A 23245-nucleotide genomic window follows, 5' to 3' on the forward strand; every position below is an offset into this window, starting at 1 on the left:
CGAGCAATCGACGTGTCAGATGGGGGAATGATGTGCTTTTGCCGTGCCGTGACTGGGGCGCGCCTCAGAATGCGCGTGGGGCGGCTTGCAGGAGTGTCAGGGCGATGGACTGGGACGATTGCGCGGTGAAGTCAGCCACCTGGTCGCGCAACAGGAAACGACGGATCAGGGCCTCTTGGGCGTCATCATCCGTGAGGTCGGACAGGTTTGAGATGTCGAGTTGCCTGGATGCCCGGTTTTTGACCTCATCGAGTTGTCGGTCGAGGTCGAGTTGGGCAAAACTCTCCGGCAAGCCAAGTGCCACCTCGAACACACGCCGGAGCGGTGCGTTGCCGAGAATGCGCAGCCAGCGGGTATCCTCGGCCGCATCATCGCCAGCCACATCGCTCAGTTCCCGCCGCACGTTCAGGGCAAGGCGCAAGGCCTCGTCCTGATCCCCCACGGCCACTTCGAAGGCACGCTGTCGAAACTGGGCCGTGATCTGGCTGCCGAAATCGGAGAGTTGCGTGCGCGGAACCGGCCGGTCGGCAAAGGCGAAAGCGTCGGCGAGTTGTCGATAGCGGTCATCCGCCAAGCGGTTGGCGAGCGCGTCGTCGCGCACCGTGCCTTCTTCCAGAATTGTGCGAATGAAGGCGCGGCTGTTGATGTCGTCCTGTAATCCGAAGGCCCCGAGTGCGACCCGCATGAGGCGCCGGTCGGCGACCAGATCCTCGGCTGTGCGAATGCTGCCGATGGTCTGTTCGAAATAGTCGGTATCTCTGATGATTTGCGGTGATTTGTTGAAAAGATCCGTCTGCCGCGCTAGCGTGCGATTGAGGAGGGCCCAGCCCGGTAAGCCGCCCAACGGAAGAACCGGCTCGAAATTCATGTCGCGCGGCCATGTGCCAGCAATCGCGCCTCGCGGGGGAGCAACGCGCGAAGCGCCTTGAGACACTGGTAATGCTGATCGTCAAGCAGCGCCGCGGTTGCACAGGTGAGCTGCGCCCGGCTGTCCACGTCGCGCAAGACCTGGCTCAATTCCTCGATCCTCCGCAAAAGCTGATGGCGCGCGGTATCGGGGTCGCAATCGCCGGACAGCACAAGCTGTGCGGCGTAGCAGGCCCGGCGCACAGGTGTTGTCGCCTCTTCGGGATGAATGGCATCGCGCAGTCGCAGGATGTTGGCATCCGGGGTCATGATCGACAAACGCGAGCGTCGATCCCCATTCTCGATCACCGCGCCATTGATCAGCACGCGCTCTTTCGGGCCGAGTTTGAGCACCAGGCCGCTCATGATTGATGTCCGGTGCCGCTCAAGCCGCGCATGACGGCGATATTGATATCGATCAGGGGGGTGATATCGGCCCCGTCGCGCAGAACCTTGCTGCTGTGCTGGTGGGTGAATTCGGCCAGATACACGATCCTTGCCCGTAGCTCGGCAGGCAGGGGATTGTCGCGGTCGGCGGCGTCGGCGGCGAGGATCGTCCAAAGCCTGCGATTGTCGTGGAGCGCCGTCGCGAGTTGTCGTGTGCTGCCTGCCGTTTTATCCTTGATTGCGGATTTCAGCCCGTGCGTCACGCGCGCCATCGTGTCGTACTCCAAACCGCGCGTGGTTCGGATGGTCCGGGCCTGGGCGCGATAGGCGGTCTGTGCAAGTAGGGTCGCGTTCACGTCATGTCCTTTCCACGGATCCTTGTTCATCTGGCAAGCGGAGTGTCAGGGGGGCCGTCGCGGCACCCCTGACAGGGTCTTAGTTCCTGAACAGCGACAGGATCGCCTGAGGTGCCTGATTGGCGATCGAGAGGGATTGCGTCGCCAACTGCTGTTGCACCTGAAGTGCCTGCAATCGGGCCGAGGCCTCTTCCATATCGGCATCGACCAGGGCACCGATGCCGGACTTCATGGCGTCCGTCACCTTGCTGACGAACTCGTTCTGATCGCCAATCCGCCTGGCGGACGCACCGAGCGCGGCGGCGCCGTCGACCGCAGTCTGGATATGGGTTTCGATCGCGGCGAGCGAGGTATCGGCTGCGGCTGAGGTGCTCACGTCGATATCACTGAGATCAAGACCCGCTTCGAAATCGACCGAGGCGACCGTGATATTGGTGGCCGTCACGGACCCATCCGCCGCGCGGTCGAGCGAAGACAGCACGGTGATGTCACCACCTGCGGTATTGAGCAGGTTCGCCCCGTTGAACTGCGACGCCCCGATGATCGATGTGACCTGGTTGACCAGTTCGTCAACATCGTTCTGGATCTTGGCGTTGTCCACGTTCTCGCCCGTTGCGGCGACGACCTTTTCCTTGATGTCATTGAGGATATTTGTGATCTGTTCGGCCCCGGCAGAGGCCACGGCAACGGTGGATTCGCCCAGGGAAAGGGCATCCGACACGGCTTTGAACCCGCTGACATCGGATTCCATGACCTTGGAAATGGCGAAGATCGCCGAGTTGTCCTTGGCCGTGGCCACGGCCTTGCCGGTCGAGATCATATCCTGCGTCTTTGCCAGGTTGGAATTGACCGATTGCAGGGTTTGCAGGGCGACCATGGCGCTGTTGTTCGTCAGAATGCTGGACATAGGTTTTTCCTTTTGAAGGCGGCGCTTTGCGCCGGGTTCGTGGTGCGCTGCCAAGAGACAGGCGATGCTGATGTCGTTCTGACAGGTGCCGCCGTGGCATCATTGCCCGACAGCGCCATCCGTTCTCGGATGCAGGGACACCATGGCCCGGGATTTCCTAAGGGAGTGCTAAGGCCGTCCCGTCATGTCCGATGCATTTGATACAAATCCTCAAGCCCGTTTCTCGACATTTCGGCTGATGTCGCCCGGGATGGTCAGCTTGCGGCCCTGACGGTCATAGGTGTCCAAAGATTTCCGGATCCGCCGATAGGCTGCCATGCGCGCCGCAACGGCGCGTATACCCTGCAGGGCCCCATCGAGAAGTGCCTGATTGCGCTGCAGCTTGTGGTGCAATCCGGACAGATCTTCTTGTCGGGCAGCGCTTGTGTTGAGCGTGTCGATCAATTGCTCCTTTTGCGCCACGGTATCCGCGATCGCCTGCAGATCTCCGCACAAGAGGGCCGCGCGTTCGGTCTCGAGCAGGGCGTCGAGCTGCGCGATCATCCGGGTATCGGTTTCTTTACTCATTGGTTATGCCCCTCAGGCTTGCCTCGAACCTATCGGCGAGTCCGATACCGCCTCGGGCGACCATCTCGCGGGCGAGCGCCTCTCGGTGGAACGAGGCGAACTGCGATTCGCCGATACTGCCGCTCATCGAGTTCTCTTGTTCTCCGACGCCGGCGGATTTGAGCATTTCGGCCAGAAAGCTTGCCTCGAGTCGTTCGGCGGCGACGCGGATATCTGGCTTCGGCGTTGTCGGGCGTAGTCCTGTCAGGTGTGTCGATACGGGTAAAGAGTCTGTCACCGGATTACCTCCAATTGATGGAACTAAGCCGCATGAGACAGCAAAGCGGTAAAGAACCGGTAACCGAAATCTGTCAGGGTTCTGGCAACGAGGATGCCGTATGGAGGACCGATATGCATGCACTTGTCGGGTTGGGAGAAGGTCAGCCACCTGTCCGGCGCGCCGTCGCGGGACAGGCGGAGAGAGACCGCCTTGCTGTGGATGCGGCTGACCGGGAGCGGCCCTTGTTCGAGAGCCATCTTCGCGATGGCGATCTGGATGAGCACGATGTGGGGAGCGCCCGTACGAGCCAGGGGAAACCGCCCGTCTTGCAGGAGAATGACGATGTGTCATCCGTCAAGGATACTGTGGATGAGACAGGTGTCGGGCCCACATCGGGTGGCGTGGATGATCAAGAGACAGGCGGGGTGTTGCGTGACCCCTCGGCGGAAATGGCCCTGACCGATCCGCAAGAGGTGCCCGAGGAGCGCTTGCCGGATGGTGCTGTGCTTTCGGCTTATGTGGGGCGTTCGTCCGTACCAAAAGCGCGTCTCAGCATGAGCGGGGGGCGGCATGAGAGCCTTCCGGGTATTAACCCTGTGCGTTTGGATGGTGATGCCGCAGCGTTTGACGTGGTTCAGGGGCCTGAACGTGCTGTGTCGCAAGGAACCTTTGCTGATGACGTCTTCCCCGGTCGCGCCGAGACATCCTTGATCTCCAAGAACCCGGCCGCCGGAGCGCCGCAGCTTGCCACGGCAACAGTTGGTCAGGGCAGTCCGGCCGTAATGGCAGCGATTGCGCCTGTTTTGCCAGGCGCGCGCAATCCGGCCCCGTCCTCTGTTCTGACAAAAGGGCAACCGGAGCAATCCGGCGCGGCTTTGGCAGCGTTGCCGCTGGTGACAACGGCCCCGCCTGCACCGGACATTCCAGTGGCGGGGCGGGTGACCGAACGCGCCACGGGTGACCGCACGCGCGCTGGTGACATGACGCGGGTTATGCCCGAGACATCCGGCGGGCTGCGTGCCGTCGATGGTATAAAGGCCACCGCACCTGCCCTGCCGATGATGCCATTTATACAAGAAGGCGCGGCGCTGCGTGGCGTCCCGCAACTCGTGGAGGATGATGTTCCGGCCTTCTCGGGGCCGCGCGCGCCTGCTGTTTCCGCGCAAGGTTTCACTTTGGTCGGCGCGTCTGCCCTGCCCCCTCCGCCGCAGCATGTGATCATGCAGGTCGCCGCAGCGATAGGGCGTGGTGCATCCGGGGCAAGTCGGGTGATCGAACTCACGCTCAATCCCGAAGAACTGGGCTCGGTGCGCCTGAGTCTGAGCCAATCCGACGCCGGGCTTTCGGTTTCGGTGCTGGCGGAGCGGCCTGAAACGCTCGACCTTCTTCGGCGCAACATTGACCTTCTGGCGCGTGAGCTTCTGGATATCGGCTATCAGTCGGCGGAGTTTTCCTTTGGCCAAGAACAGCCAGGAGCGCACCAGCACTCACGTGCCCCGGTATCCTCGCCCAGCCCCCTGTCGGAGGCCGAGGGCGACACGGCTTATCTCGCTTCCACGCTTCACCTCGGTGATCGCCTGGACATCCGTCTTTAGAAAGGTTTGACCATGGACGTTCTCTCTTCGGCCCAATCGCCCGCCCAGACGGCGGCTGCGGCCCCCCGTAGCGGCAGCGCGCTCAGTTCGGATTTCGAAACCTTTCTGAAGATGCTGACCACGCAGATGCGCAATCAGGACCCGCTCAATCCGGTGGAGTCGTCCGATTTTGCCGTGCAGTTGGCGACCTTCTCGACCGTCGAGCAGCAGGTGCTGACCAATGACCTGCTGACAGGGCTAGGGGCGCAGATGGGCGCGCTTGGTCTCGGTCAGTTGTCGGGCTGGATCGGGCTTGACACAGAGGCGAAAACGCCGGTCGCTTTTGAAGGGACACCGGTGCCGCTGACAGCGACGGTTGATCCGCTGGCAGATGCCGCGCAACTGGTGGTCACAAATGCAGCGGGCATTATCGTGCAACGGCAGGATATCGCCCCGCAAAGTGGCCGTATCACATGGGCGGGGCAGGATTCCGCCGGTCTGCCGCTGCAAAGCGGAGTTTACGAGGTTTCGGTGCAGTCCCTTTCCGGGGGTGAGGTGATCGCGCGCCACGACGCACATGTTCACAGCCGCATCATCGAAGCCCGGCAGGAGGGGGGAGAAACAAGGCTTGTGCTGGAGAACGGGCAAACCGTCGCCGCGAGCGCAGTGCTTGGTCTGCGCCCACCAGACACCGGAGCGTGAGATGTTACATAAGCGCCAGAGCCAGAGCCGCGCCGCCCGCGCCCAGGGTTGCGCCGATCCCGGCAAAGGCGATGCGCATCGGCCAGGGCGACGGCGGCAAGGGCGTGTGTGGCGACGATTGGCGAATCAGCGCGGCCTCGACTAGACTGGGAAGGCGCGGGCCGTAGCGCGACAGCACGGTGGCGGTACGCCCGAAATCGCGCAATGCGGCGCGCGGGCCGATGGTCTTCTTGATGTAATCCTCGACCACCGGGCGCGCGACCTGCCAGATATTGATCTGCGGATTGAGGCTCCGGGCGACGCCTTCGACCACTACCATCGTGCGCTGCAACAGGATGAGTTCGGTGCGCGTTTCCATCCCGAACCGCTCGGTCACCTCAAAGAGATAGCTGAGCAGGCTGCCCATCGAAATACGGCTGGCATCCATGCCGAAGATCGGCTCACCCACCGCGCGCAGGGCTCGGGCGAAAGCGTCGACATCGCGGTCGGCGGGCACATAGCCCGCCTCAAAATGCACCTCGGCGACGCGGCGGTAATCGCGCTTGATGAACCCGTAGAGGATCTCGGCATAGACCCGGCGGGTATATTCGTCGATATGGCCCATGATGCCGAAATCATAGGCGATGATATCGCCATTACTGGCCACCTTGAGATTGCCCTGATGCATGTCGGCGTGAAAATACCCGTCGCGCAGCGCGTGGTTGAGAAAGAGTTGCAGCACCCGCTCGCCCAGTTCGGCGCGGTCATGGCCCGCCGCATCCAGCGCCGCATTGTCGCCAAGCGGTACACCATCGGCCCAGCCCATCGTCATCACCCGGCGCGATGACAGGTGCCATTGCACGGAGGGCAGTTGAAAACCGGCATCCTCGGATGTGTTTGCAGCAAATTCGGAGGCCGAGGAGGCTTCGAGCCGCAGGTCGAGTTCGCCCATCACCACGCCCTCGAAATGCGCGATCACGTCGGTGGGGCGCAGGCGGCGCGCGCCGGGGGCCAGCAATTCCACCATGCGCGCGGCAAAGTAAAACGCGTCTATGTCGCGGCGAAACGCCTTCTCGATCCCGGGGCGCAGCACCTTGATGGCCACCGCCTCGCCGGTGTCACGCAACCGCGCCTTGTGCACCTGCGCGATCGAAGCGGCGGCGACGGGCGGGCTGAAATCATCGAACATCTCTTCGACAAGATGTCCCAGTTCATGGGTGATGCTCGCCTTGGCCACATCCGCCGAAAACGGCGGCAGCTTGTCCTGCAAGACGCGCAATTGCCCGGCCAGTTCCTCTCCCACCAGATCGGGGCGGGTGCTGAGAATCTGGCCGAACTTGATATAGGCCGGGCCCAATGCGGTCAGCGCGCGGGGCGCGGGCGGGGTTGTCTCGTCACCCTTGTAACCCATCCACTGAAACGGCCAGGCCAGAAACCGCATCGTGCCGCGCACCAGCGGCGGTGCCTCGAACGCATCCATGATCAGGCCCATGGCCCCGGTGCGTTCCAGCGTCGCGCCGGTGCGGATCAGGCGCAGGATATTGTGCGGCCCGCGCATCAGATCTTCCAGCCGGAATGCAGACAGGCGATGCCCATGCTCAGATTGCGGTATTTTGCTTGTCCGAACCCGGCCTGCCGCACCATCCCCAGAAACGTCTCCTGATCGGGGAACTTGCGGATCGATTCGACCAGATACTGATAGCTGTCGCGATCATTGGCGATCATCTGACCCAGACGCGGGATGATGTTGAAACTGTAGAGGTCATAGACCTTCTGCATCAACTCATTGGGGATCTGGCTGAATTCGAGCACCATCAGCCGACCGCCGGGCCTGAGCACGCGAAATGCCTCGTTCAGCGCCTCTTGCGGGCGGGTCACGTTGCGGATGCCGAAGCTGATCGTGTAGACGTCAAAGCTCGCATCCTCGAACGGCAGCGCCATCGCATCGCCCACCACCCAATCGAGGCTGTCGGCCATCTGCTCCGCCTCGGCGCGCTTGCGCCCCTCGATCAGCATCGGTTCGGTCAGGTCGAGCACGGTGGCATGGCCATGACCGGCCCGCTTGAGAAAGCGAAAGCTGATATCGCCGGTGCCGCCCGCCACATCGAGCAGACGCTGACCGGCGCGCGGCGCCAGCCAATCCATCATCGCATCCTTCCAGATGCGGTGAATCCCCATGCTCATCGCATCGTTCATCACGTCGTATTTGCTGGCCACGCTGCCAAAGACCCCGCGCACGCGCCCGGCCTTCTCCGACTCGGGCACATCCTGAAATCCGAAATGGGTGGTTTTCTCGTTCATGGGCCTTGCCGCTCTTGTGTCTTGCCCTTCTTATAGGGCGCAAGCGGGGGGTTACAATGCGCCCCTTGCGCTGAGCGAGGTGCCAATTGCCCGAATTGCCAGAGGTTGAGACAGTCCGCCGCGGCCTTGCGCCGGTGATGGAGGGTCAGGTGATCGCTCGCGCCGCCGTCAACCGCCCTGATCTGCGCTGGCCGTTTCCGCCCGACATGGCCGCGCGGCTGATCGGGCAGCGGGTGCTGATGCTGCGGCGGCGGTCGAAATACATCCTTGCCGATCTTGCCTCGGGTGAGACGCTGCTCATTCATCTCGGGATGTCGGGGCGCATGCTGGTCTCGGGCGATCCGCTGGGGCGTTTCGTGCATGACCACCCCGCGCCAGAAAAGCACGATCACGTGGTGCTCGATATGGAAAATGGCGCGCGGATCACCTTCAACGACCCGCGCCGGTTTGGCGCAATGGACCTGATGCCGACGGATCGGGCTGAGGCGCATCCGCTACTGGCAAAGCTGGGGCCGGAGCCCTTCGGCAATGACTTCAACGCGCCCTATCTCGCCGCGATGCTCAAGGGCCGCAACACGCCGGTCAAATCCGCACTGCTCGATCAGCGGATCGTGGCAGGCCTCGGGAATATCTATGTTTGCGAGACGCTCTTTCGCGCACGCATCTCGCCGCGCAGGCGTGCCGGGAACATCTCGGGTCGGCGCACGGGCGGGCTGGTGCCGATAATCCGCGACGTGTTGCAGGATGCGATCACCGCAGGCGGCTCCTCACTGCGGGATTTCCGGCAGGCGGATGGCGAATTGGGCTATTTTCAGCACAGTTTCGACGTCTACGGGCGCGAGGGCGAACCCTGCCGGACGGAGGGATGTGAGGGCACCATTGGGCGCATCGTGCAGTCCGGGCGGTCCAGCTTCTATTGCCCGCGCTGTCAAAGATAGGTTGAACGCGCGGCCAACAATGGTAATGAATCGGTCTGATGGAAACAAATGAAAGCTGATTTCATGGCCTATGAGACGATCATCGTCGAAATAGAAGACCACGTCGCCCTCATCAAACTCAACCGCCCCGATGCTCTCAACGCGCTCAACGATCAGCTCATGTCAGAGCTGGCGCAGGCGCTTGGCGAGGCGCAGAAGAACGACAAGGTGCGCTGCATCCTGCTCACCGGTTCGGAAAAGGCGTTTGCGGCGGGGGCCGATATCAAGATGATGAGCGGCAAGGGATTCGTGGATGTCTTCCTCGAGGATCTCTTCACCGATGACAGCGACGCGATTTGCCGCGTGCGCAAGCCGATCATTGCCGCTGTCTCTGGCTATGCCCTTGGGGGTGGCTGTGAATTGGCGATGATGTGCGATTTCATCATCTGTTCGGACACCGCCAAATTCGGCCAGCCCGAGATCAATCTCGGCGTCATCGCAGGGCTGGGCGGCACGCAGCGCCTGACGCGGTTCGTGGGCAAGTCCAAGGCGATGGACATGAACCTGACAGGCCGCTTCATGGATGCCGAAGAGGCCGAGCGCGTGGGTCTGGTAAGCCGCGTCGTGCCAGCCAAGAAGCTCATGGAAGAGGCGATGTCGGCCGCCCAGAAGATCGCCGAGAAATCGCAAATCTCGGTGATGGCGGCCAAGGAGGCGGTCAACCGCTCCTACGAGACGACGCTGCGCGAAGGGCTGTTGTTCGAGCGGCGCGTGTTCCACTCGCTGTTTGCGACCGAGGACCAGAAAGAGGGCATGGCCGCCTTCGCCGAAAAGCGCGAGGCGCAGTTCCGCGACAAGTGACGCCCCATGTAACGGCTGCATGAATTTTTCATGAAATCAAACGGGGGCCGGGGTCAGATCAAATTCTGATCCCCGGCCCTGCGGCACGCTCTGGCCAGACGCTCAGGACAGAGGAGACCGCAATGTTTGACACTGATCACAGCCAGCAGCCGCTTGCATCCGCCCGCTCCAACCACCCGCCGGTGATGGAGATTCGCGATCTCAACCTGTGGTATGGCGAGAAACAGGCGCTAATCGACGTTGATTTCGACCTCTACGAGAATGAAATCCTCGCCTTCATCGGCCCCTCGGGCTGCGGCAAGACGACAGCGCTTAAATGTCTCAACCGGATGCATGACGGAACCCGCGACCTGCACATGACCGGTCGGGTCACGATGCACGGGCAGGATATTCAATCGCCGGAGGTCGATCCGCCCCTGCACCGCCGCAAGTTCGGCTGGGTGGCGCAAAAGCCCAACCCGTTCCCAACCACCATCTGGCACAATGTGGCGTATGGCGCACAAATCCACGGGCTGATCCGCGACCGCGCCGATCTCGCGGCGCATGTCGAGGACTGTCTGCGCCGCGCGCATCCTTGGGACGAGGTCAAGGACAAGCTGCACAAGGCGCAGGGCACCGATCTCAGCGGTGGCCAGCAACAGCGACTCAGCGTCGAGCGCGCTCTCTCGACCAAGCCGGAGGTGCTTCTGATGGACGAGCCGACCGGCTCGATCGACCCGATCGCGACGGCGGCAATCGAGGATTTGATGCTGTCGCTCAAGCCTGATCATTCGATCGTCGTGGTCACCCATTCGATGATGGAGGCGCGGCGCCTGGCGGACCGGGTGGCCTATTTCCATCTCGGCCGGTTGCTCGAGATCGGGGCGACGGAGCAGGTCTTCACCGCCGCCCAGAGCCCGGAGGCGCGCCGCTTTATCGAGGGCAAGTTCGGCTGACCGGGGCGGGAGGGGCGCTGCCCCTCTTGGCCTGCGGCCAATTCACCCCGGAGTGTTGGAACCAAGAAGAAGGCAAGGTTTTGTTAACCAAGCCATGCCAAGATATGGCTGCGGTACAGGCTGGGGAGCCGATGACCGCCCAAGGAGAAGCCGTCCCCGGTCTGCATCGACAGCGGTTCGACCGACGCCGGAGGCGGGCGCGCATCGCTGATTCTTCTTGGCGAAAATACCCATCATCCGACCTCCGCCGGGGGCGCGCCGCTGGCTCAGATCAACCCTTCCGCCGCAAAGAGCGCCCTGACGTCCGCCTCGGGCCGCGCGCCGTAATGGCCGATCACCTCGGCGGCCGCAATGCAGCCCATGCGCCCGGCGACGGCCAGCGGTTGCCCGGTGGCAAGGCCGTAAAGCAGCCCTGTGGCGAATTGATCGCCCGCGCCGGTGGTATCCACGGGCGTCACCGCATGCACAGGCACGGTCACCGTCTCCTCGCCCTCGACCAGAACCACGTCATGGCCCGAGCGTGTGCAGACGATCAGCCCACTTTCCTGCGCCGCCTGCTCCAATGCCGCGCCCAGATCCTCGGTCTCGTAGAGCGCGCACCATTCATGTTCGTTGCCGATCACGTAGTCGAGTTCGCGCAGCAGGCCGCGAAAATCGGCGCGGTGGCGTTCGACGCAGAACGGGTCGGACAGCGTGATCCCGGCCTTGCCGCCCCCCGCCCGCGCGGCGCGCGCGGCCGCTTGAAACGCCGCCTTGCCCTTGGGCTTGTCAAAAAGATACCCCTCGAGAAACAGGAGTCCCGCCTGCCCGGCCACTGCTTCGGGCACGTCGCCCTCGTCGAGTTCCGTGGAGATCCCCAGATAGGTGTTCATCGACCGCTCGCCATCCGGCGAGACGAAGATCATCGAGCGCGAGGTGGGCAGTGCGCCATCGCTGCGCGGGGCGTTGACGAAATCGGTGCCGACCTCGGCCATGGCCGCTGCGTAATAATGGCCCAAGTCGTCATCGCTCACCCGGCCGATGAAGCCTGTCGAGAGGCCGAGTGCGCCAAGCCCCGCGATGGTATTGGCGACCGAACCGCCGGGCGCCTGCCAGCGGCCGGTCATGTTCTCGTAGAGAAATTCGGCGCGCTCGGTCTCGATCAACTGCATGACACCCTTGTCGATGCCCATCCGGGCCAGAAAGGCATCGTCGCATTGGCTGATCACGTCCACCACGGCATTGCCGATGCCGACGGCCTGATATTTTGTCATAGGGTTTTGTCCTCGAATAAGCAGAGATCACGAATAAGGCAGGTGCCGCAGGCGGGTTTGCGCGCCTTGCAGGTATAGCGGCCATGCAGGATGAGCCAGTGATGCGCGTGGCGCTGGAAATCCACCGGGATATTGTCCTCGATGGCGCGTTCGACGAAGTCGACATTTTTTCCCGGGCAGATGCCGCTGCGGTTGCCGACACGGAAGATATGGGTATCCACCGCCTGCGCCGGGTAGTGCCACCACATGTTGAGCACCACATTGGCGGTCTTGCGCCCGACGCCGGGCAGAGATTGCAGGGCGGCGCGGCTGTTGGGCACCTCGCCACCATAGTCCTCGACAAGGATGCGGCTGAGTTTCATCACGTTCTTGGCCTTGTTGCGATAAAGGCCGATGGTCTTGATATGCCCGATCAGCCCCTCTTCGCCCAGATCCAGCATCTTCTGCGGCGTGTCGGCGATCTTGAAGAGCTCCCGCGTGGCCTTGTTCACGCCTACATCGGTGGCCTGAGCCGAAAGCGCGACGGCCACCACCAGCGTGTAGGCGTTGACATGTTCCAACTCGCCCTTGGGTTCGGGCTCTGCGGCCTCAAACCGGGTAAAGATCTCGCGGATCGTGTGATAATCGAGTTGGTGCGCCATGGCCGCTTAATGCAGGCATTTGGCCGGATGCGCAACATTCGGGTCGCGGGGCGGGCGCGCGCGGCCTATCTTGTGGCAAAGCTGTCAGGATATGCCGATGACCGATCTGGAACAAAGTTATCATTACAACGTCATGCGGCGCGCCATCGACCTGATCGACGCAGGCGGCGAGGCGCTCCCGCTGGAGACGCTGGCCGCCGAGATGGGCATGAGTGCGGCGCATTTTCAGCGGCTTTTCTCGCAATGGGTGGGTGTGTCGCCCAAGCGCTACCAGCAATATCTGACGCTCGGCCATGCCAAGGACCTGCTGGCACAGCGTCACACCACGCTGGAGGCGGCAGATGCGGCGGGGCTGTCGGGGTCGGGGCGGCTGCATGACCTTTTCCTGCGGTGGGAGGCGATGAGCCCCGGTGAGTTCGCGCGCAAGGGGGCGGGGCTGACCATCCATTACGGCTGGTTTGACAGCCCGTTCGGCGACGCGCTGGCCATGGGCACAGAGCGGGGACTGTGCGGTCTGGCCTTTGCCGGGGAATTCGGGCGTGATGTGACCATGACCGACATGCGTGCGCGTTGGCCGGAGGCGACATATGTCGAGGCCCCGGAGAGGATCACACCCTGGGTCGAGGCGGCCTTTGAGGGTCGCGGCGAGACGGCGCTCCACATGATCGGCGCGCCGTTTCAGATCAAGGTCTGGGAGGCGCTGCTCGCCATCCCGTCGGGCCATGTCACCACCTATTCCGAGATCGCGCAGGCCATCGGCAACCCGCGCGCGGTGCGCGCCGTGGGTACCGCCGTGGGACGCAATCCGGTCAGCTTTCTCATTCCCTGCCACCGCGCCCTGCGCAAATCGGGCGGGCTGGGCGGCTATCACTGGGGCCTGCCGGTCAAGCGTGCGATCCTCGCATGGGAAAGCGCGCGTGCCGAAGGATAGGCGGAATTTTGCGCGCGCTGTCTTGTATTTCCCCGTGGATTTGCCTTGGGCGAGGCGCTGTTATTGCATATCATCACATCAAACCCGATCCATCGGGCTGTGAAATCAATGAAGGCAACATTCCATGATCCGAGCACGTAATCCCATTCTTATTCTTTCCGGCGCATCGCTTCTGCTGGTCGCGGCCTGCACCGATCCCGCCTATGTCGGTGGTGATGATCCGCGTCGGAAAACCAAGTCCGGCGCGGTGATCGGTGGGCTTGTCGGGGCCGCCACCGGCGCTGCCGTCAGTGACAGCAAGGGCAAGGGGGCTTTGCTTGGCGGCGCAATCGGCGCCCTCGGCGGCGCGGCCATCGGCAATGCGCTCGACCGTCAGGAGGCCGAACTGCGCCAGCAACTCGACAGCGACGTGCAGATCACCAATACCGGGGATCGCCTGATCCTGACCATGCCGCAGGACATCCTGTTCCCGGTCGACAGTTTCAACATCCGGCCTGATCTGCGGTCGGATCTGTTCAAGGTGGCGGACAGCCTTCAGAAATATCCCGACACCACGGTTCAGGTCGTCGGACATACCGACAGCGACGGCGACGCCAGCTACAATCAGGGCCTCTCGGAGCGCCGCGCGAATGCTGTGGCGGATGTGCTGATGAATGGTGGCGTGCCGTTCTCGCGGATCAATGCCTTTGGTCGAGGCGAGGATCAGCCGGTGGCGTCGAACCTCACCGCCGAAGGCAAGGCGCAGAATCGCCGGGTGGAAATCGTAATCCTGCCGAACCGCTGAAGCACGGCGCAACCCGCATATGATAAGGTCAGGGGCGGTCCATCGGGCCGCCCCTTTGCCGTTTATTCCGCCGCGATTTCTGCCGCTTCGACGCGCACCGCCGAGTATTTGAACTCGGGGATCTTGCCGTAAGGGTCCACCGCCGGGTTGGTCAGGATATTGGCAGCGGCCTCGACATAGGCGAAGGGCAGGAACACCATGTCCGGAGACACCGCCCGGTCGGCGCGGGCCATGATGCTGATCGAGCCGCGTTTTGTGCTTAGCCGCACCATCTCGCCCGGCTCCACGCCGAGTTTGCGCAAGGTAGACGGGTGCAGCGAGCAGTTGGCCTCGGGCTCCACCGCGTCGAGAACGCTGGAGCGGCGGGTCATCGAACCGGTATGCCAATGCTCCAGCTGCCGCCCGGTGGTCAGCACCATCGGATAGTCGGCATCGGGCACGTCGTCGGGCGGGATGATCGAGGCGGGGGTAAAGCGCGCCCGGCCTTCGGGCCGCGGGAAGCCGTCGCCAAAGACCACAGCCTCGCCCGGGCCATCGGGTGTCTTGCAGGGATAGGTCACGGCGTTTTCACGCTCAAGCCGCTCCCACGAGATATTGTCGAGCGAGCGCATGTTGACCTTCATTTCGGCAAACACGTCCGCAGGTGTGTCATACTGCCATTGCAGGCCCATCCGGTTCGCAAGCTGCGTGGTGATCTGCCAATCCTCGCGCGCCTCGCCCGGCGGGGTGACGGCGCGGCGGCCCATCTGCACCTGCCGATTGGTATTGGTGACGGTGCCCGATTTCTCGTAGAAAGCCGAGGCGGGCAGGATCACATCGGCATAGTTCGCCGTCTCGGTGATGAAGATGTCCTGCACCACCAGATGCTCCAGCTTGGCGAGCGCATCGCGGGCGTGCTCCACATCCGGGTCGGACATGGCCGGGTTTTCACCCAGGATATACATGCCCTTGATCTTGTCCTCGTGGACCGCATCCATGATCTCGGTCACGGTGAGGCCCTTCTGGTTCGAGAAATCGCCCGATTTCCAGACCTCGGTAAAGGCATTGCGCACGCCGTCATCGGTCACCGTCTGGTAATCCGGCAGGAACATCGGCACGAGACCCGCATCCGACGCACCCTGCACGTTGTTCTGCCCGCGAAGCGGGTGCAGCCCGGTGCCGGGGCGGCCGACATGGCCGCACATCAGCGCCAGAGAGATCAGGCAGCGCGAATTGTCGGTGCCGTGGATATGCTGCGAAATCCCCATGCCCCAGAAGATCATGCCCGATTTTGCCGTGGCAAACTCGCGAGCAACGGCGCGCAGCGTCTCGGCGGGGATACCGCAGATTGCCTCCATCTTCTCGGGCGGGAACTGTGCCAGGTGCGCCTTTTCGGCCTCCCAGTTTTCGGTGAAGGCCTCGATATATTGCTGGTCGTAAAGCCCTTCCTCGACGATCACATGGCAGATCGCGTTGAGCATCGAGACATCCGCGCCGGGCTTGAACTGCAACATATGCGTCGCAAACCGGCGCATGCCCACGCCGCGCGGGTCCATCACGATGAGCTTGCCGCCGCGCTTGGTGAACTGCTTGAAATAGGTCGCCGCCACGGGGTGATTCTCGATCGGGTTGGCCCCGATGATGATCGCCACATCGGCATTCTCGATCTCGTTGAACGTGGCGGTCACAGCCCCCGAGCCGACATTCTCAATCAATGCAGCCACCGAGGAGGCATGGCACAGCCGCGTGCAGTGATCCACGTTGTTATGGCCAAAGCCCTGCCGGATGAATTTCTGAAAGAGATACGCCTCTTCATTGGTGCATTTGGCGCTGCCAAATCCCGCAACGGTCGCGCCGCCATGGGCGTCCTTGAGCCGCTTCAACTCACCCGCTGTCAGGTCGAGCGCCTCGTCCCACTCCGCCTCGCGGAAGAATTCGTGCCAGTTGCCGGGATCGACATTGAGGCCCTTGGGCGGTGCATCCTCGCGCCGGATGAGCGGCTTGGTCAGGCGGTGCGGATGGTGGATATAATCATAGCCGAACCGCCCCTTGACGCAGAGCCGCCCCTCGTTTGCCGGGCCATTGATCCCCTCGACATATTTGACCTTGCCGTCCTTGACCTTGAGCGAGACCTGGCAGCCGACACCGCAGAACGGGCAGACGCTCTGCACCTCTTCGTCGTAATCGGCGCTGTCGCCCTGCTGTGCGTCGTCCATCACCGATGCGGGCATCAGCGCGCCGGTCGGGCAGGCCTGCACGCATTCGCCACAGGCGACACAGGTGCTCTCGCCCATCGGATCGTCAAAATCGAAGACCGGATAGGCATCGTGACCGCGTCCCGCCATCCCGATCACGTCATTGACCTGTACATCACGGCAGGCGCGGACGCACAGGTTGCACTGAATGCAGGCGTCGAGATTGACGCGCATGGCGACGTGGCTGTCATCCAGAAGTGGCACGCGCGGCTTTTCCAGTTTGGGAAAGCGGCTATGGGTCACGCCGTTGGCGTCGGCCATGTCCCACAGATGGCTAGAGGCATCGTGCGAGGTGTCGCGCTCGGGCTGATCGGCGAGCAGCATCTCGACCACCATCTTGCGCGCGGTTTCGGCGCGGTTCGAATTTGTGGTGACGACCATGCCCTCCCGGGCCTCGCGGATACAGGAGGCCACGAGCGTGCGTTCGCCCTCGACCTCGACCATGCAGGCGCGGCAGTTGCCATCGGGACGATAGCCTGGGGCAGGCTTGTGGCACAGATGCGGGATCTTCAGGCCGCGACCATTGGCGACCTCCCAGATCGTCAGACCGGTTTCGGTCTCGATCTCCTGGCCATCGAGTGTGATCTTGATCGTCTCAGACATGCGCGCGCCTCCTTGTCCGTGGCGATCTTAGACCATGCGCAGGTATTTCCGAGTCCACCAATCCCGACCCCTCACCGCATTTTTACGCCACAGCGGGGCGCTATGTTTCGTATAGGCGTCAGACGCGGCGGATAGGGGCCGGTGAATAATTTCCCGTGCCGGACCTTTAACCCTCTGTCTTGCGGCGCTAACGTCGCGCGGCAAGCGGGGAGGCGGCGATTTGGCGGAACTCATTCTGGTGCGGCACGGGCAGGCGAACAGCCATGCCACAGACGAGGCGGGCTATGACCGGCTCTCGCCTTTGGGTGTGCAGCAGGCGGAATGGCTGGGTGCGCATCTGCGCGGCACCAATCCGCATTTCGACCATGTGATCACCGGCACCCTGCATCGGCAGACCGGCACCGCGCGGGCCATGGGATACGAGATTACCGAACAGGATCCGCGGCTTGATGAGCTGAGTTATTTCGCCCTCGCGCAGGCCATCGAGGCACAGCACGGCATCCCCGCGCCCACTGAGGCCACCGAATTCGCCCGCTACCTGCCGCAGGTGATCGAGCATTGGGCACGCGGGGATCTCGCGGATGTGCCAGAGACGTTCGAGCATTTCACCACCCGGATCACCGGCCTGATCGACGATATCTGCCATCATCCGGGGCGTGTCCTGATCGTCACCTCGGGGGGCGTGATCGGCATGGTGATGCGGCATACGCTCGGGCTTGATATTCCCGGCATGTCCAAGGTCATGCTGCAGGTGATGAACAGTTCGCTGCACCGGCTTGAACATGTCCACGATATGCTGATGCTGGGCACCTTCAACGCCACGCCCCATCTCGACACACCCGACCGGGCGCATGCCCGTACCTTCATCTGAACAACAGGAAACGCGCCATGAAACTCTATTACGCCAAGGGCACCATCGCCATTGCCACCGCTATTGCCCTGCACGAGGCTGGGCTCGATTTCGAGCCGGTCCGCCTCGATTTCCGCGCCGGAGAGCAGACCGGGCCGGAGTATCAGGCGATCAATCCCAAGGGCCGTGTCCCGGCGCTTGTCACCGATCAGGGCATCCTGACCGAAACCGGCGCGATCCTTGATTACATCGCCGATATCGCGCCCGCTGCCGGGCTGCGCCCCTCGGACCCCTATGAGGCCGCCAAGATGCGCGAGGCGATGTGCTATCTCGCCTCGACCATGCATGTGAACCACGCCCATAAGATGCGTGGGCATCGGTGGGCCGATCAGCAAAGCTCGTTCGACGACATGAAGGCGAAATCGGTGCAGACCATGACCGACAGCGCCGATCATGTGGAAAATCACATCCTCAAGGGGCCTTATGTTCTGGGCGAGACGTTCTCGCTGGCCGACCCTTACCTCTATGTCGCCTGCAACTGGCTTGAGGGCGACGGCGTGACCGTCGCCGATTACCCCAAGATCGTGGCCTTCATCGAGGCGATGCGCGGCCGTGCTTCGGTGGCGCAGGTCATTGCCGACAACATGATCTGAGGGCTGCCGCATGACACATCTCTGGGTCCGGGCCGAACAGCGGCCGAACGAGGAACGCGTCGGGCTAACGCCCGAGGGGGCCGCGCAACTGATCGCCAAGGGCATCCGCGTGACGGTGGAGGACAGCCACACCCGTGCCATCCCGATTGACGGCTACCGGGCGGCGGGCTGCGAGATTGCGGCGGAGAATTCCTGGCCCTCTGCCCCGTCTGACGCGATCATCTTCGGCCTCAAGGAACTGCCCGAAGACGGCACCCCCCTGCCGCATCGCCACATCATGTTCGGCCATGCCTTCAAGGGGCAGCACGCGGGCAAGCGCCTGCTCGAGCGGTTCAAGGAGGGCGGCGGCACGCTCTACGATCTGGAATATCTGGTGGATGAGGACGGGCGGCGCGTCGCCGCCTTCGGCTATTGGGCGGGCTATGCGGGGGCGGCCGTGTCGCTGATGACATGGGCCGCGCAACGGGGCGGCGGCACCTGCCCAGCCGTCGCGACCTATCCGGGGCGCGATGCGCTTCTTGCGGCGCTCAGCAAGCAGCTTGATAGAGCGGGCAAGGAGCGCCCTACAGCCATCGTCATCGGCGCGCTTGGCCGCGTCGGCACCGGCGCGGCGGATCTGTGCGAGGCCATGGGCGTGACCGTCACAAGGTGGGACATGGCCGAGACCGCCAAGGGCGGGCCTTTCCCGGAAATCCTCGACCACGACATTTTCCTCAACTGCATCTTCGCGCGCCCCGGCACGCCGGCCTTCGTGCCGAAATCCGCGTTGACCGAACCCCGCCGCCTGACCGTGATCGGCGATGTCGCCTGCGACCCCGACAGCGATTACAACCCGGTGCCGGTCTACGACCACGCCACCACATGGGCCGAACCGGCGGTACGCGTACACGAGGACCCGCCGCTCGACGTGATGGCTATCGACAACCTGCCCTCGCTCCTGCCGGTGGAATCCTCGCAGGATTACGCAGGGCAATTACTGCCATCCCTGTTGACCTTCGACGCGCTCGATCACGGGGTCTGGGCGCGGGCCGAGAAAACCTACACGACACATATGAAGGAGGTCTGAGACATGACAATCCATTGGTGCGGCACCGGCCTGTCGGCCATTCCCGGTCTGCGGCGGCTGATCGAGGCGGGCCATGACGTGACGGTCTGGAACCGCTCGACCGACAAGGCAGAGGCGGCCGTGGGCGACCTGACCGACAGGATCAACGCCTTTGAAAAGGAGGCATTGGCCGAGGCGCTAAAGCCCGGTGACGTGGTCGTCTCGATGCTGCCCGGTGACTGGCACGTGCCGCTGGCGGAACTGTGCCTGTCCAAGGATGCGCATTTCGTCTCGTCCTCCTACATCGCGCCCGAGATGCGGGCGCTGGACGCCACCGCACGCGACAAGGGCCTGTGCCTTGTCAACGAGATCGGCCTCGATCCCGGCATCGACCACCTGATGGCGCATCACCTGGTGGCCGAGTATCGCGCATCGGAGGCGTTTGATGCGGGCAATGATCTGTCGTTCACCTCCTATTGTGGCGGGGTGCCGAAAGTACCGAACCCCTTCCGCTACAAGTTCAGCTGGTCGCCCCTCGGCGTGCTCAAGGCGCTGCGCTCGCCCTCGCGCTCGATCAGCGACTTCTCGGAACTGAACGTCGCGCGCCCCTGGGATGCGCTCTCATCCTACGACGCGCCACTGCCGACGCCCGAAACCTTCGAAGTCTATCCCAACCGCGATTCGATCCCCTTCATCTCCGATTACCGGTTCGATCCGGACTGGCGGATCAAGGATTTCGTGCGCGGCACGCTGCGGCTGAATGGCTGGTCCGAGGCGTGGAAGGACATCTTTGCAGAGATCGAAACGCTTGAGGGCGAAGCGGGCGAGGCCCGGCTCAAGGAAATGTCGGATCAGTTCTGGCAAGAGCATGCCTATGATGAAGGCGAGGCAGATCGCGTCGTGCTCTGCGTCGATCTCAAGGCCGAAAAGGCCGGTCAGCCGGTCTGGCACAAGACCTACGTGATGGACGCCTGGGGCGACGCACGCGGCACCGCGATGGCGCGGCTGGTGTCCATCCCGGTGTCGCTGGCTATAGAATCGGTGCTCAACCGCGAAATCCCAGCAGGCGTCAGCCCGGCCCCGCACGACCCGAAACTGCTCACGCGCTATCTGGATGAGGTCGGCCACCTTGCGCAGCATTTGCAGGTGGTCGATCACCTCGCGTGATATGGCGTGCGGGGCGGCACTGTGCCGCCCCGCAAATGTTTCAGCCGACCACGTTGAACTCCGGGCCATAGGGATAGCCGGTGATGTTCTCGTTGCCGTCCCTGGTGATCACGAGGATGTCGTGCTCGCGGTAGCCACCCGCGCCGGGCTGCCCCGCGCCAAGCGTCAGCATCGGCTCCATCGAGATGACCATGCCCGGCTCCAGCACCGTGTCGATATGCTCGCGCAACTCCAGCCCCGCCTCGCGGCCATAGTAGTGGCTCAGGATGCCAAAGCTGTGGCCATAGCCGAAGGTGCGGTATTGCAGCAGGTCGCGCTCTTTGAGGAACGCGTTGATCTTGTTCGTGACCTCGGCGCAACTCACGCCGGGCTTTAGCAGCGACATGCCGTATTCATGGGCGGCGACATTGGCCTCCCATATCGCACGGCTGGCCGCGTCCACCTCTCCGGCGAACATGGTCCGTTCCAGCGCCACGTAATAGCCCGAGACCATCGGGAAGGTGTTGAGCGACAGGATATCGCCGCGCTCGATTGCCCGCGCCGTCACAGGGTTATGCGCGCCGTCGGTGTTGATGCCCGACTGGAACCACACCCATGTGTCGCGATATTCGGCGTCGGGAAACCGCTTTGCGATCTCTACCTCCATCGCGTCGCGTCCCGCCATGGCCACGTCGATCTCGCGCGAGCTGACCTTTACCGCGTCGCGGATGGCGTAGCCGCCCACATCGGCCACCTGCGCGCAGGAGCGGATCAGGGCAATTTCGGCCTCGGATTTGCGCATCCGCTGGCGCATCGTGGCCGGGGCCACGTCCACCATCGTCAGGGGCCTCAGGAAATCCTCCAGCCTGTCGCGTTGCATCAGCGTCAGGTGATCGCCCTCGTAGCCGATGACACCGCCCTCGCCCGCCACCTCGCGCACCGCGCGCCAGAAATTGTCGCGCTGCCAGTCGGTATAGGTGATGTTGTCGCAAAAGCACCGCCGCCAAGGCTGGCCCGCGTCGATGCCCGCGCTGATCGTGACGCAGTCGGTCTCAGTGACGACAAGGCCATAGGGGCGGCCAAAGGAACAATAGAGAAAGCCCGAGTAATAGGCGATGTTGTGCATCGAGGTGAGGACAACGGCGCTTGCCCCCGCCTCCTCCATGATCGCGCGCAGGCCCGCGACCCGGGCCTCGTATTCGGATATGGAAAAGGGCAGCGGAGCCTTTTCGCCATTGTGGAAACGATAAAATTCAGGACGTGCAGTCATAGTGGCCCTCCTTGCAAAAGAAGGTCCCGGCGTTCAGGACTGTTGGGAAAGGCCCTGATCGGAGCGACGCCATCGCCCGGGCCTGACACCTGTCCTTGCCTATCCCGCGCGCTCTGGCAAGATGATTTGCGACCCAAAGGGAGATTTGCGGCATGAAAACGCAGGCGGGCGCGCGAAATCTGATCACCGATGTGGCCGGACTGCGTGTGGGCAATTCGCAGGACATGGGTTTGCGCTCCGGCGTGACGGTGCTGGTCGCCGACACCCCCTTCACCGCCGGCGTGCATGTCATGGGCGGCGCGCCGGGCACGCGCGAGACCGATCTGCTGGCCGCCGACCGGGTGGTCGAGCAGGTCGATGCGCTGGTGCTGTCGGGAGGGTCGGCCTTTGGCCTCGATGCCGCTTCGGGCGTGGCGGACGGTCTGCGCGACATGGGGCGCGGCTTTGCGGTGGGGGATATGCGCGTGCCCATCGTGCCGGGGGCGATCCTGTTCGATCTGTTGAACGGAGGCGAAAAGGACTGGTCCGACAACCCCTACAAGGCGCTTGGCCGCGCGGCGCTTGAGGCGGCGTCGGACGCGTTCGAGATCGGCAGCACGGGGGCAGGCACGGGTGCCACCACGGCGACCCTGAAGGGAGGGCTTGGCTCGGCCTCGGTCGTTTTACCGGATGGCACGACTGTAGGCGCGCTGGTGGCGGTAAATGCGCTTGGTTCGGCGACGGTTGGAGACAGCCCGGAGTTCTGGGCTGCTCCATTTGAGGTGGGACAGGAATTCGGCGGCTTGGGCGCAGCGCGCACCTATCCCGATCCAATGCTTGCCCCCACGAAATTGGCACAGCATGCCAACACCACAATCGGCATCGTCGCCACCGATGCGGCCCTCACTCAGGCGCAATGCACCCGCCTCGCCACCGCTGCGCATGACGGGTTTGCCCGGGCGTTGATGCCGTCGCATACGCTGATGGATGGCGACCTGATCTTTGCCGCAGCGACCGGCCCGCGGCCCGCCCCCGATCTCGCGGCACAGGTGTTGCTGGGACATGTGGCGGCCTGTGTCATGGCGCGGGCGATCGCGCGCGCGGTGTTCAGCGCGCGCAGTCTGCCCGGTGACGTCCTTCCGTCGTGGCAGGCGCGGTTTCGTGGCGCCGCTTGTGCGGGGGGCTGACGAGCCATATTGTCGTGC

The 23245-nt window shown here is 63.3% G+C and carries 25 protein-coding genes; 12 read left to right on the top strand and 13 right to left on the bottom strand.

Annotated features, from left to right (window positions below):
- Positions 1-64: 64 nt before the first annotated feature.
- From RID11_RS10290 to RID11_RS10320, 7 genes are all read right to left on the bottom strand, one after another.
- Positions 65-868, bottom strand: a complete 804-nt coding sequence (locus RID11_RS10290) for a DUF1217 domain-containing protein (RefSeq protein WP_350138561.1) — start codon at positions 866-868, stop codon at positions 65-67.
- Positions 865-1272: a flagellar biosynthesis repressor FlbT gene (flbT, locus tag RID11_RS10295; RefSeq protein ID WP_350138563.1), complete on the bottom strand. Its 408-nt coding sequence runs from the start codon at positions 1270-1272 to the stop codon at positions 865-867. Before flbT ends, RID11_RS10290 begins: the two co-directional genes overlap by 4 nt.
- Positions 1269-1679 (bottom strand): flagellar biosynthesis regulator FlaF, encoded by a 411-nt coding sequence (flaF, locus tag RID11_RS10300; RefSeq protein WP_350138565.1) that lies wholly within the window; start codon positions 1677-1679, stop codon positions 1269-1271. Before flaF ends, flbT begins: the two co-directional genes overlap by 4 nt.
- A 49-nt stretch (positions 1680-1728) precedes the next feature.
- Complete coding sequence (locus RID11_RS10305) at positions 1729-2556, bottom strand: flagellin N-terminal helical domain-containing protein (RefSeq protein ID WP_350138568.1); 828 nt, start codon at positions 2554-2556, stop codon at positions 1729-1731.
- Between the two features lie 210 nt (positions 2557-2766).
- Entirely contained in the window at positions 2767-3099 is a 333-nt protein-coding gene (locus tag RID11_RS10310; protein ID WP_350138571.1) for a flagellar protein FlgN, read from the bottom strand.
- 16 nt (positions 3100-3115) lie between these two features.
- Positions 3116-3400: a rod-binding protein gene (locus tag RID11_RS10315; RefSeq protein ID WP_350138574.1), complete on the bottom strand. Its 285-nt coding sequence runs from the start codon at positions 3398-3400 to the stop codon at positions 3116-3118.
- 23 nt (positions 3401-3423) lie between these two features.
- Positions 3424-3666, bottom strand: a complete 243-nt coding sequence (locus RID11_RS10320; RefSeq protein WP_350138576.1) for a hypothetical protein — start codon at positions 3664-3666, stop codon at positions 3424-3426.
- 60 nt (positions 3667-3726) lie between these two features.
- On the opposite strand from RID11_RS10320, the gene RID11_RS10325 reads away from it, so the two are divergent.
- Both RID11_RS10325 and RID11_RS10330 read left to right on the top strand, forming a co-directional pair.
- Positions 3727-4977, top strand: a complete 1251-nt coding sequence (locus tag RID11_RS10325; protein WP_350138579.1) for a flagellar hook-length control protein FliK — start codon at positions 3727-3729, stop codon at positions 4975-4977.
- Positions 4978-4989: 12 nt separating this feature from the next.
- Positions 4990-5658 (top strand): flagellar hook capping FlgD N-terminal domain-containing protein, encoded by a 669-nt coding sequence (locus tag RID11_RS10330; RefSeq protein WP_350138583.1) that lies wholly within the window; start codon positions 4990-4992, stop codon positions 5656-5658.
- 4 nt (positions 5659-5662) lie between these two features.
- Here the strand turns inward: RID11_RS10330 and ubiB are convergent, their stop codons facing one another.
- Together ubiB and ubiE are read right to left on the bottom strand one after the other, a co-directional pair.
- The gene (gene ubiB, locus RID11_RS10335; protein ID WP_350138585.1) at positions 5663-7195 is read right to left on the bottom strand and encodes a 2-polyprenylphenol 6-hydroxylase; all 1533 of its coding nucleotides are present in this window, start codon (positions 7193-7195) and stop codon (positions 5663-5665) included.
- Positions 7195-7938, bottom strand: coding sequence for a bifunctional demethylmenaquinone methyltransferase/2-methoxy-6-polyprenyl-1,4-benzoquinol methylase UbiE (gene ubiE, locus RID11_RS10340; RefSeq protein ID WP_350138588.1), 744 nt, complete (start codon positions 7936-7938; stop codon positions 7195-7197). The genes ubiB and ubiE overlap by 1 nt, the downstream gene beginning before the upstream one ends.
- An 86-nt stretch (positions 7939-8024) precedes the next feature.
- Between ubiE and mutM the strand changes: the two genes are divergently transcribed.
- From mutM to RID11_RS10355, 3 genes are all read left to right on the top strand, one after another.
- Positions 8025-8876: a bifunctional DNA-formamidopyrimidine glycosylase/DNA-(apurinic or apyrimidinic site) lyase gene (mutM, locus tag RID11_RS10345; RefSeq protein ID WP_350138591.1), complete on the top strand. Its 852-nt coding sequence runs from the start codon at positions 8025-8027 to the stop codon at positions 8874-8876.
- A gap of 63 nt (positions 8877-8939) precedes the next feature.
- A complete protein-coding gene (gene acuK, locus RID11_RS10350) occupies positions 8940-9716 on the top strand; it encodes an acryloyl-CoA hydratase (RefSeq protein ID WP_350138723.1) in 777 nt (258 codons plus the stop codon).
- Positions 9717-9901: 185 nt separating this feature from the next.
- The gene (locus RID11_RS10355; protein WP_350138726.1) at positions 9902-10651 is read left to right on the top strand and encodes a phosphate ABC transporter ATP-binding protein; all 750 of its coding nucleotides are present in this window, start codon (positions 9902-9904) and stop codon (positions 10649-10651) included.
- A 266-nt stretch (positions 10652-10917) separates the two neighbouring features.
- Here the strand turns inward: RID11_RS10355 and RID11_RS10360 are convergent, their stop codons facing one another.
- Both RID11_RS10360 and nth read right to left on the bottom strand, forming a co-directional pair.
- A complete protein-coding gene (locus tag RID11_RS10360) occupies positions 10918-11904 on the bottom strand; it encodes an adenosine kinase (protein ID WP_350138593.1) in 987 nt (328 codons plus the stop codon).
- Positions 11901-12545, bottom strand: coding sequence for an endonuclease III (gene nth / locus RID11_RS10365; protein ID WP_350138595.1), 645 nt, complete (start codon positions 12543-12545; stop codon positions 11901-11903). Before nth ends, RID11_RS10360 begins: the two co-directional genes overlap by 4 nt.
- Positions 12546-12642: 97 nt before the next feature.
- On the opposite strand from nth, the gene RID11_RS10370 reads away from it, so the two are divergent.
- Positions 12643-13476 (top strand): methylated-DNA--[protein]-cysteine S-methyltransferase, encoded by an 834-nt coding sequence (locus tag RID11_RS10370; protein ID WP_350138597.1) that lies wholly within the window; start codon positions 12643-12645, stop codon positions 13474-13476.
- A 124-nt stretch (positions 13477-13600) separates the two neighbouring features.
- Entirely contained in the window at positions 13601-14260 is a 660-nt protein-coding gene (locus tag RID11_RS10375) for a YiaD family glycine zipper/OmpA-like lipoprotein (RefSeq protein ID WP_350138599.1), read from the top strand.
- 62 nt (positions 14261-14322) lie between these two features.
- On the opposite strand, the gene fdhF is transcribed toward RID11_RS10375, so the two are convergent.
- A complete protein-coding gene (fdhF, locus tag RID11_RS10380; protein WP_350138601.1) occupies positions 14323-17097 on the bottom strand; it encodes a formate dehydrogenase subunit alpha in 2775 nt (924 codons plus the stop codon).
- Positions 17098-17317: 220 nt separating this feature from the next.
- On the opposite strand from fdhF, the gene RID11_RS10385 reads away from it, so the two are divergent.
- From RID11_RS10385 to RID11_RS10400, 4 genes are read left to right on the top strand one after another with little or no spacing between them, the layout of a single operon-like run.
- A complete protein-coding gene (locus RID11_RS10385) occupies positions 17318-17968 on the top strand; it encodes a histidine phosphatase family protein (RefSeq protein ID WP_350138604.1) in 651 nt (216 codons plus the stop codon).
- A gap of 17 nt (positions 17969-17985) precedes the next feature.
- The gene (locus tag RID11_RS10390) at positions 17986-18600 is read left to right on the top strand and encodes a glutathione S-transferase family protein (RefSeq protein ID WP_350138606.1); all 615 of its coding nucleotides are present in this window, start codon (positions 17986-17988) and stop codon (positions 18598-18600) included.
- A 10-nt stretch (positions 18601-18610) separates the two neighbouring features.
- On the top strand, positions 18611-19666 hold the full coding sequence (locus RID11_RS10395; RefSeq protein WP_350138608.1) for a saccharopine dehydrogenase: 1056 nt from the start codon (positions 18611-18613) through the stop codon (positions 19664-19666).
- Between the two features lie 3 nt (positions 19667-19669).
- A complete protein-coding gene (locus RID11_RS10400) occupies positions 19670-20812 on the top strand; it encodes a saccharopine dehydrogenase family protein (RefSeq protein ID WP_350138611.1) in 1143 nt (380 codons plus the stop codon).
- Between the two features lie 40 nt (positions 20813-20852).
- Here RID11_RS10400 and RID11_RS10405 read toward each other — a convergent pair whose 3' ends face one another.
- Positions 20853-22061, bottom strand: coding sequence for an aminopeptidase P family protein (locus RID11_RS10405; RefSeq protein ID WP_350138614.1), 1209 nt, complete (start codon positions 22059-22061; stop codon positions 20853-20855).
- A 152-nt stretch (positions 22062-22213) separates the two neighbouring features.
- Here RID11_RS10405 and RID11_RS10410 point away from each other — a divergent pair, with 152 nt between their 5' ends.
- Complete coding sequence (locus RID11_RS10410; RefSeq protein ID WP_350138617.1) at positions 22214-23227, top strand: P1 family peptidase; 1014 nt, start codon at positions 22214-22216, stop codon at positions 23225-23227.
- Positions 23228-23245 lie beyond the last annotated feature (18 nt).

Source organism: Roseovarius sp. (genome assembly GCF_040219995.1).
Classification (GTDB): Bacteria; Pseudomonadota; Alphaproteobacteria; order Rhodobacterales; family Rhodobacteraceae; genus Roseovarius.

Bases quoted from the DNA above. Each gene is read 5' to 3' on its own strand.
- flaF (WP_350138565.1), bottom strand. From the start codon at position 1,679: ATGAACAAGGATCCGTGGAAAGGACATGACGTGAACGCGACCCTACTT.
- ubiB (WP_350138585.1), bottom strand. From the start codon at position 7,195: ATGCGCGGGCCGCACAATATCCTGCGCCTGATCCGCACCGGCGCGACG.
- RID11_RS10305 (WP_350138568.1), bottom strand. From the start codon at position 2,556: ATGTCCAGCATTCTGACGAACAACAGCGCCATGGTCGCCCTGCAAACC.
- RID11_RS10390 (WP_350138606.1), top strand. From the start codon at position 17,986: ATGAAACTCTATTACGCCAAGGGCACCATCGCCATTGCCACCGCTATT.
- fdhF (WP_350138601.1), bottom strand. From the start codon at position 17,097: ATGTCTGAGACGATCAAGATCACACTCGATGGCCAGGAGATCGAGACC.
- RID11_RS10290 (WP_350138561.1), bottom strand. From the start codon at position 868: ATGAATTTCGAGCCGGTTCTTCCGTTGGGCGGCTTACCGGGCTGGGCC.
- RID11_RS10405 (WP_350138614.1), bottom strand. From the start codon at position 22,061: ATGACTGCACGTCCTGAATTTTATCGTTTCCACAATGGCGAAAAGGCT.
- flbT (WP_350138563.1), bottom strand. From the start codon at position 1,272: ATGAGCGGCCTGGTGCTCAAACTCGGCCCGAAAGAGCGCGTGCTGATC.
- nth (WP_350138595.1), bottom strand. From the start codon at position 12,545: ATGGCGCACCAACTCGATTATCACACGATCCGCGAGATCTTTACCCGG.
- RID11_RS10410 (WP_350138617.1), top strand. From the start codon at position 22,214: ATGAAAACGCAGGCGGGCGCGCGAAATCTGATCACCGATGTGGCCGGA.
- RID11_RS10355 (WP_350138726.1), top strand. From the start codon at position 9,902: ATGGAGATTCGCGATCTCAACCTGTGGTATGGCGAGAAACAGGCGCTA.
- RID11_RS10400 (WP_350138611.1), top strand. From the start codon at position 19,670: ATGACAATCCATTGGTGCGGCACCGGCCTGTCGGCCATTCCCGGTCTG.
- RID11_RS10310 (WP_350138571.1), bottom strand. From the start codon at position 3,099: ATGATCGCGCAGCTCGACGCCCTGCTCGAGACCGAACGCGCGGCCCTC.
- RID11_RS10360 (WP_350138593.1), bottom strand. From the start codon at position 11,904: ATGACAAAATATCAGGCCGTCGGCATCGGCAATGCCGTGGTGGACGTG.
- RID11_RS10395 (WP_350138608.1), top strand. From the start codon at position 18,611: ATGACACATCTCTGGGTCCGGGCCGAACAGCGGCCGAACGAGGAACGC.
- RID11_RS10375 (WP_350138599.1), top strand. From the start codon at position 13,601: ATGATCCGAGCACGTAATCCCATTCTTATTCTTTCCGGCGCATCGCTT.
- ubiE (WP_350138588.1), bottom strand. From the start codon at position 7,938: ATGAACGAGAAAACCACCCATTTCGGATTTCAGGATGTGCCCGAGTCG.
- RID11_RS10370 (WP_350138597.1), top strand. From the start codon at position 12,643: ATGACCGATCTGGAACAAAGTTATCATTACAACGTCATGCGGCGCGCC.
- acuK (WP_350138723.1), top strand. From the start codon at position 8,940: ATGGCCTATGAGACGATCATCGTCGAAATAGAAGACCACGTCGCCCTC.
- RID11_RS10330 (WP_350138583.1), top strand. From the start codon at position 4,990: ATGGACGTTCTCTCTTCGGCCCAATCGCCCGCCCAGACGGCGGCTGCG.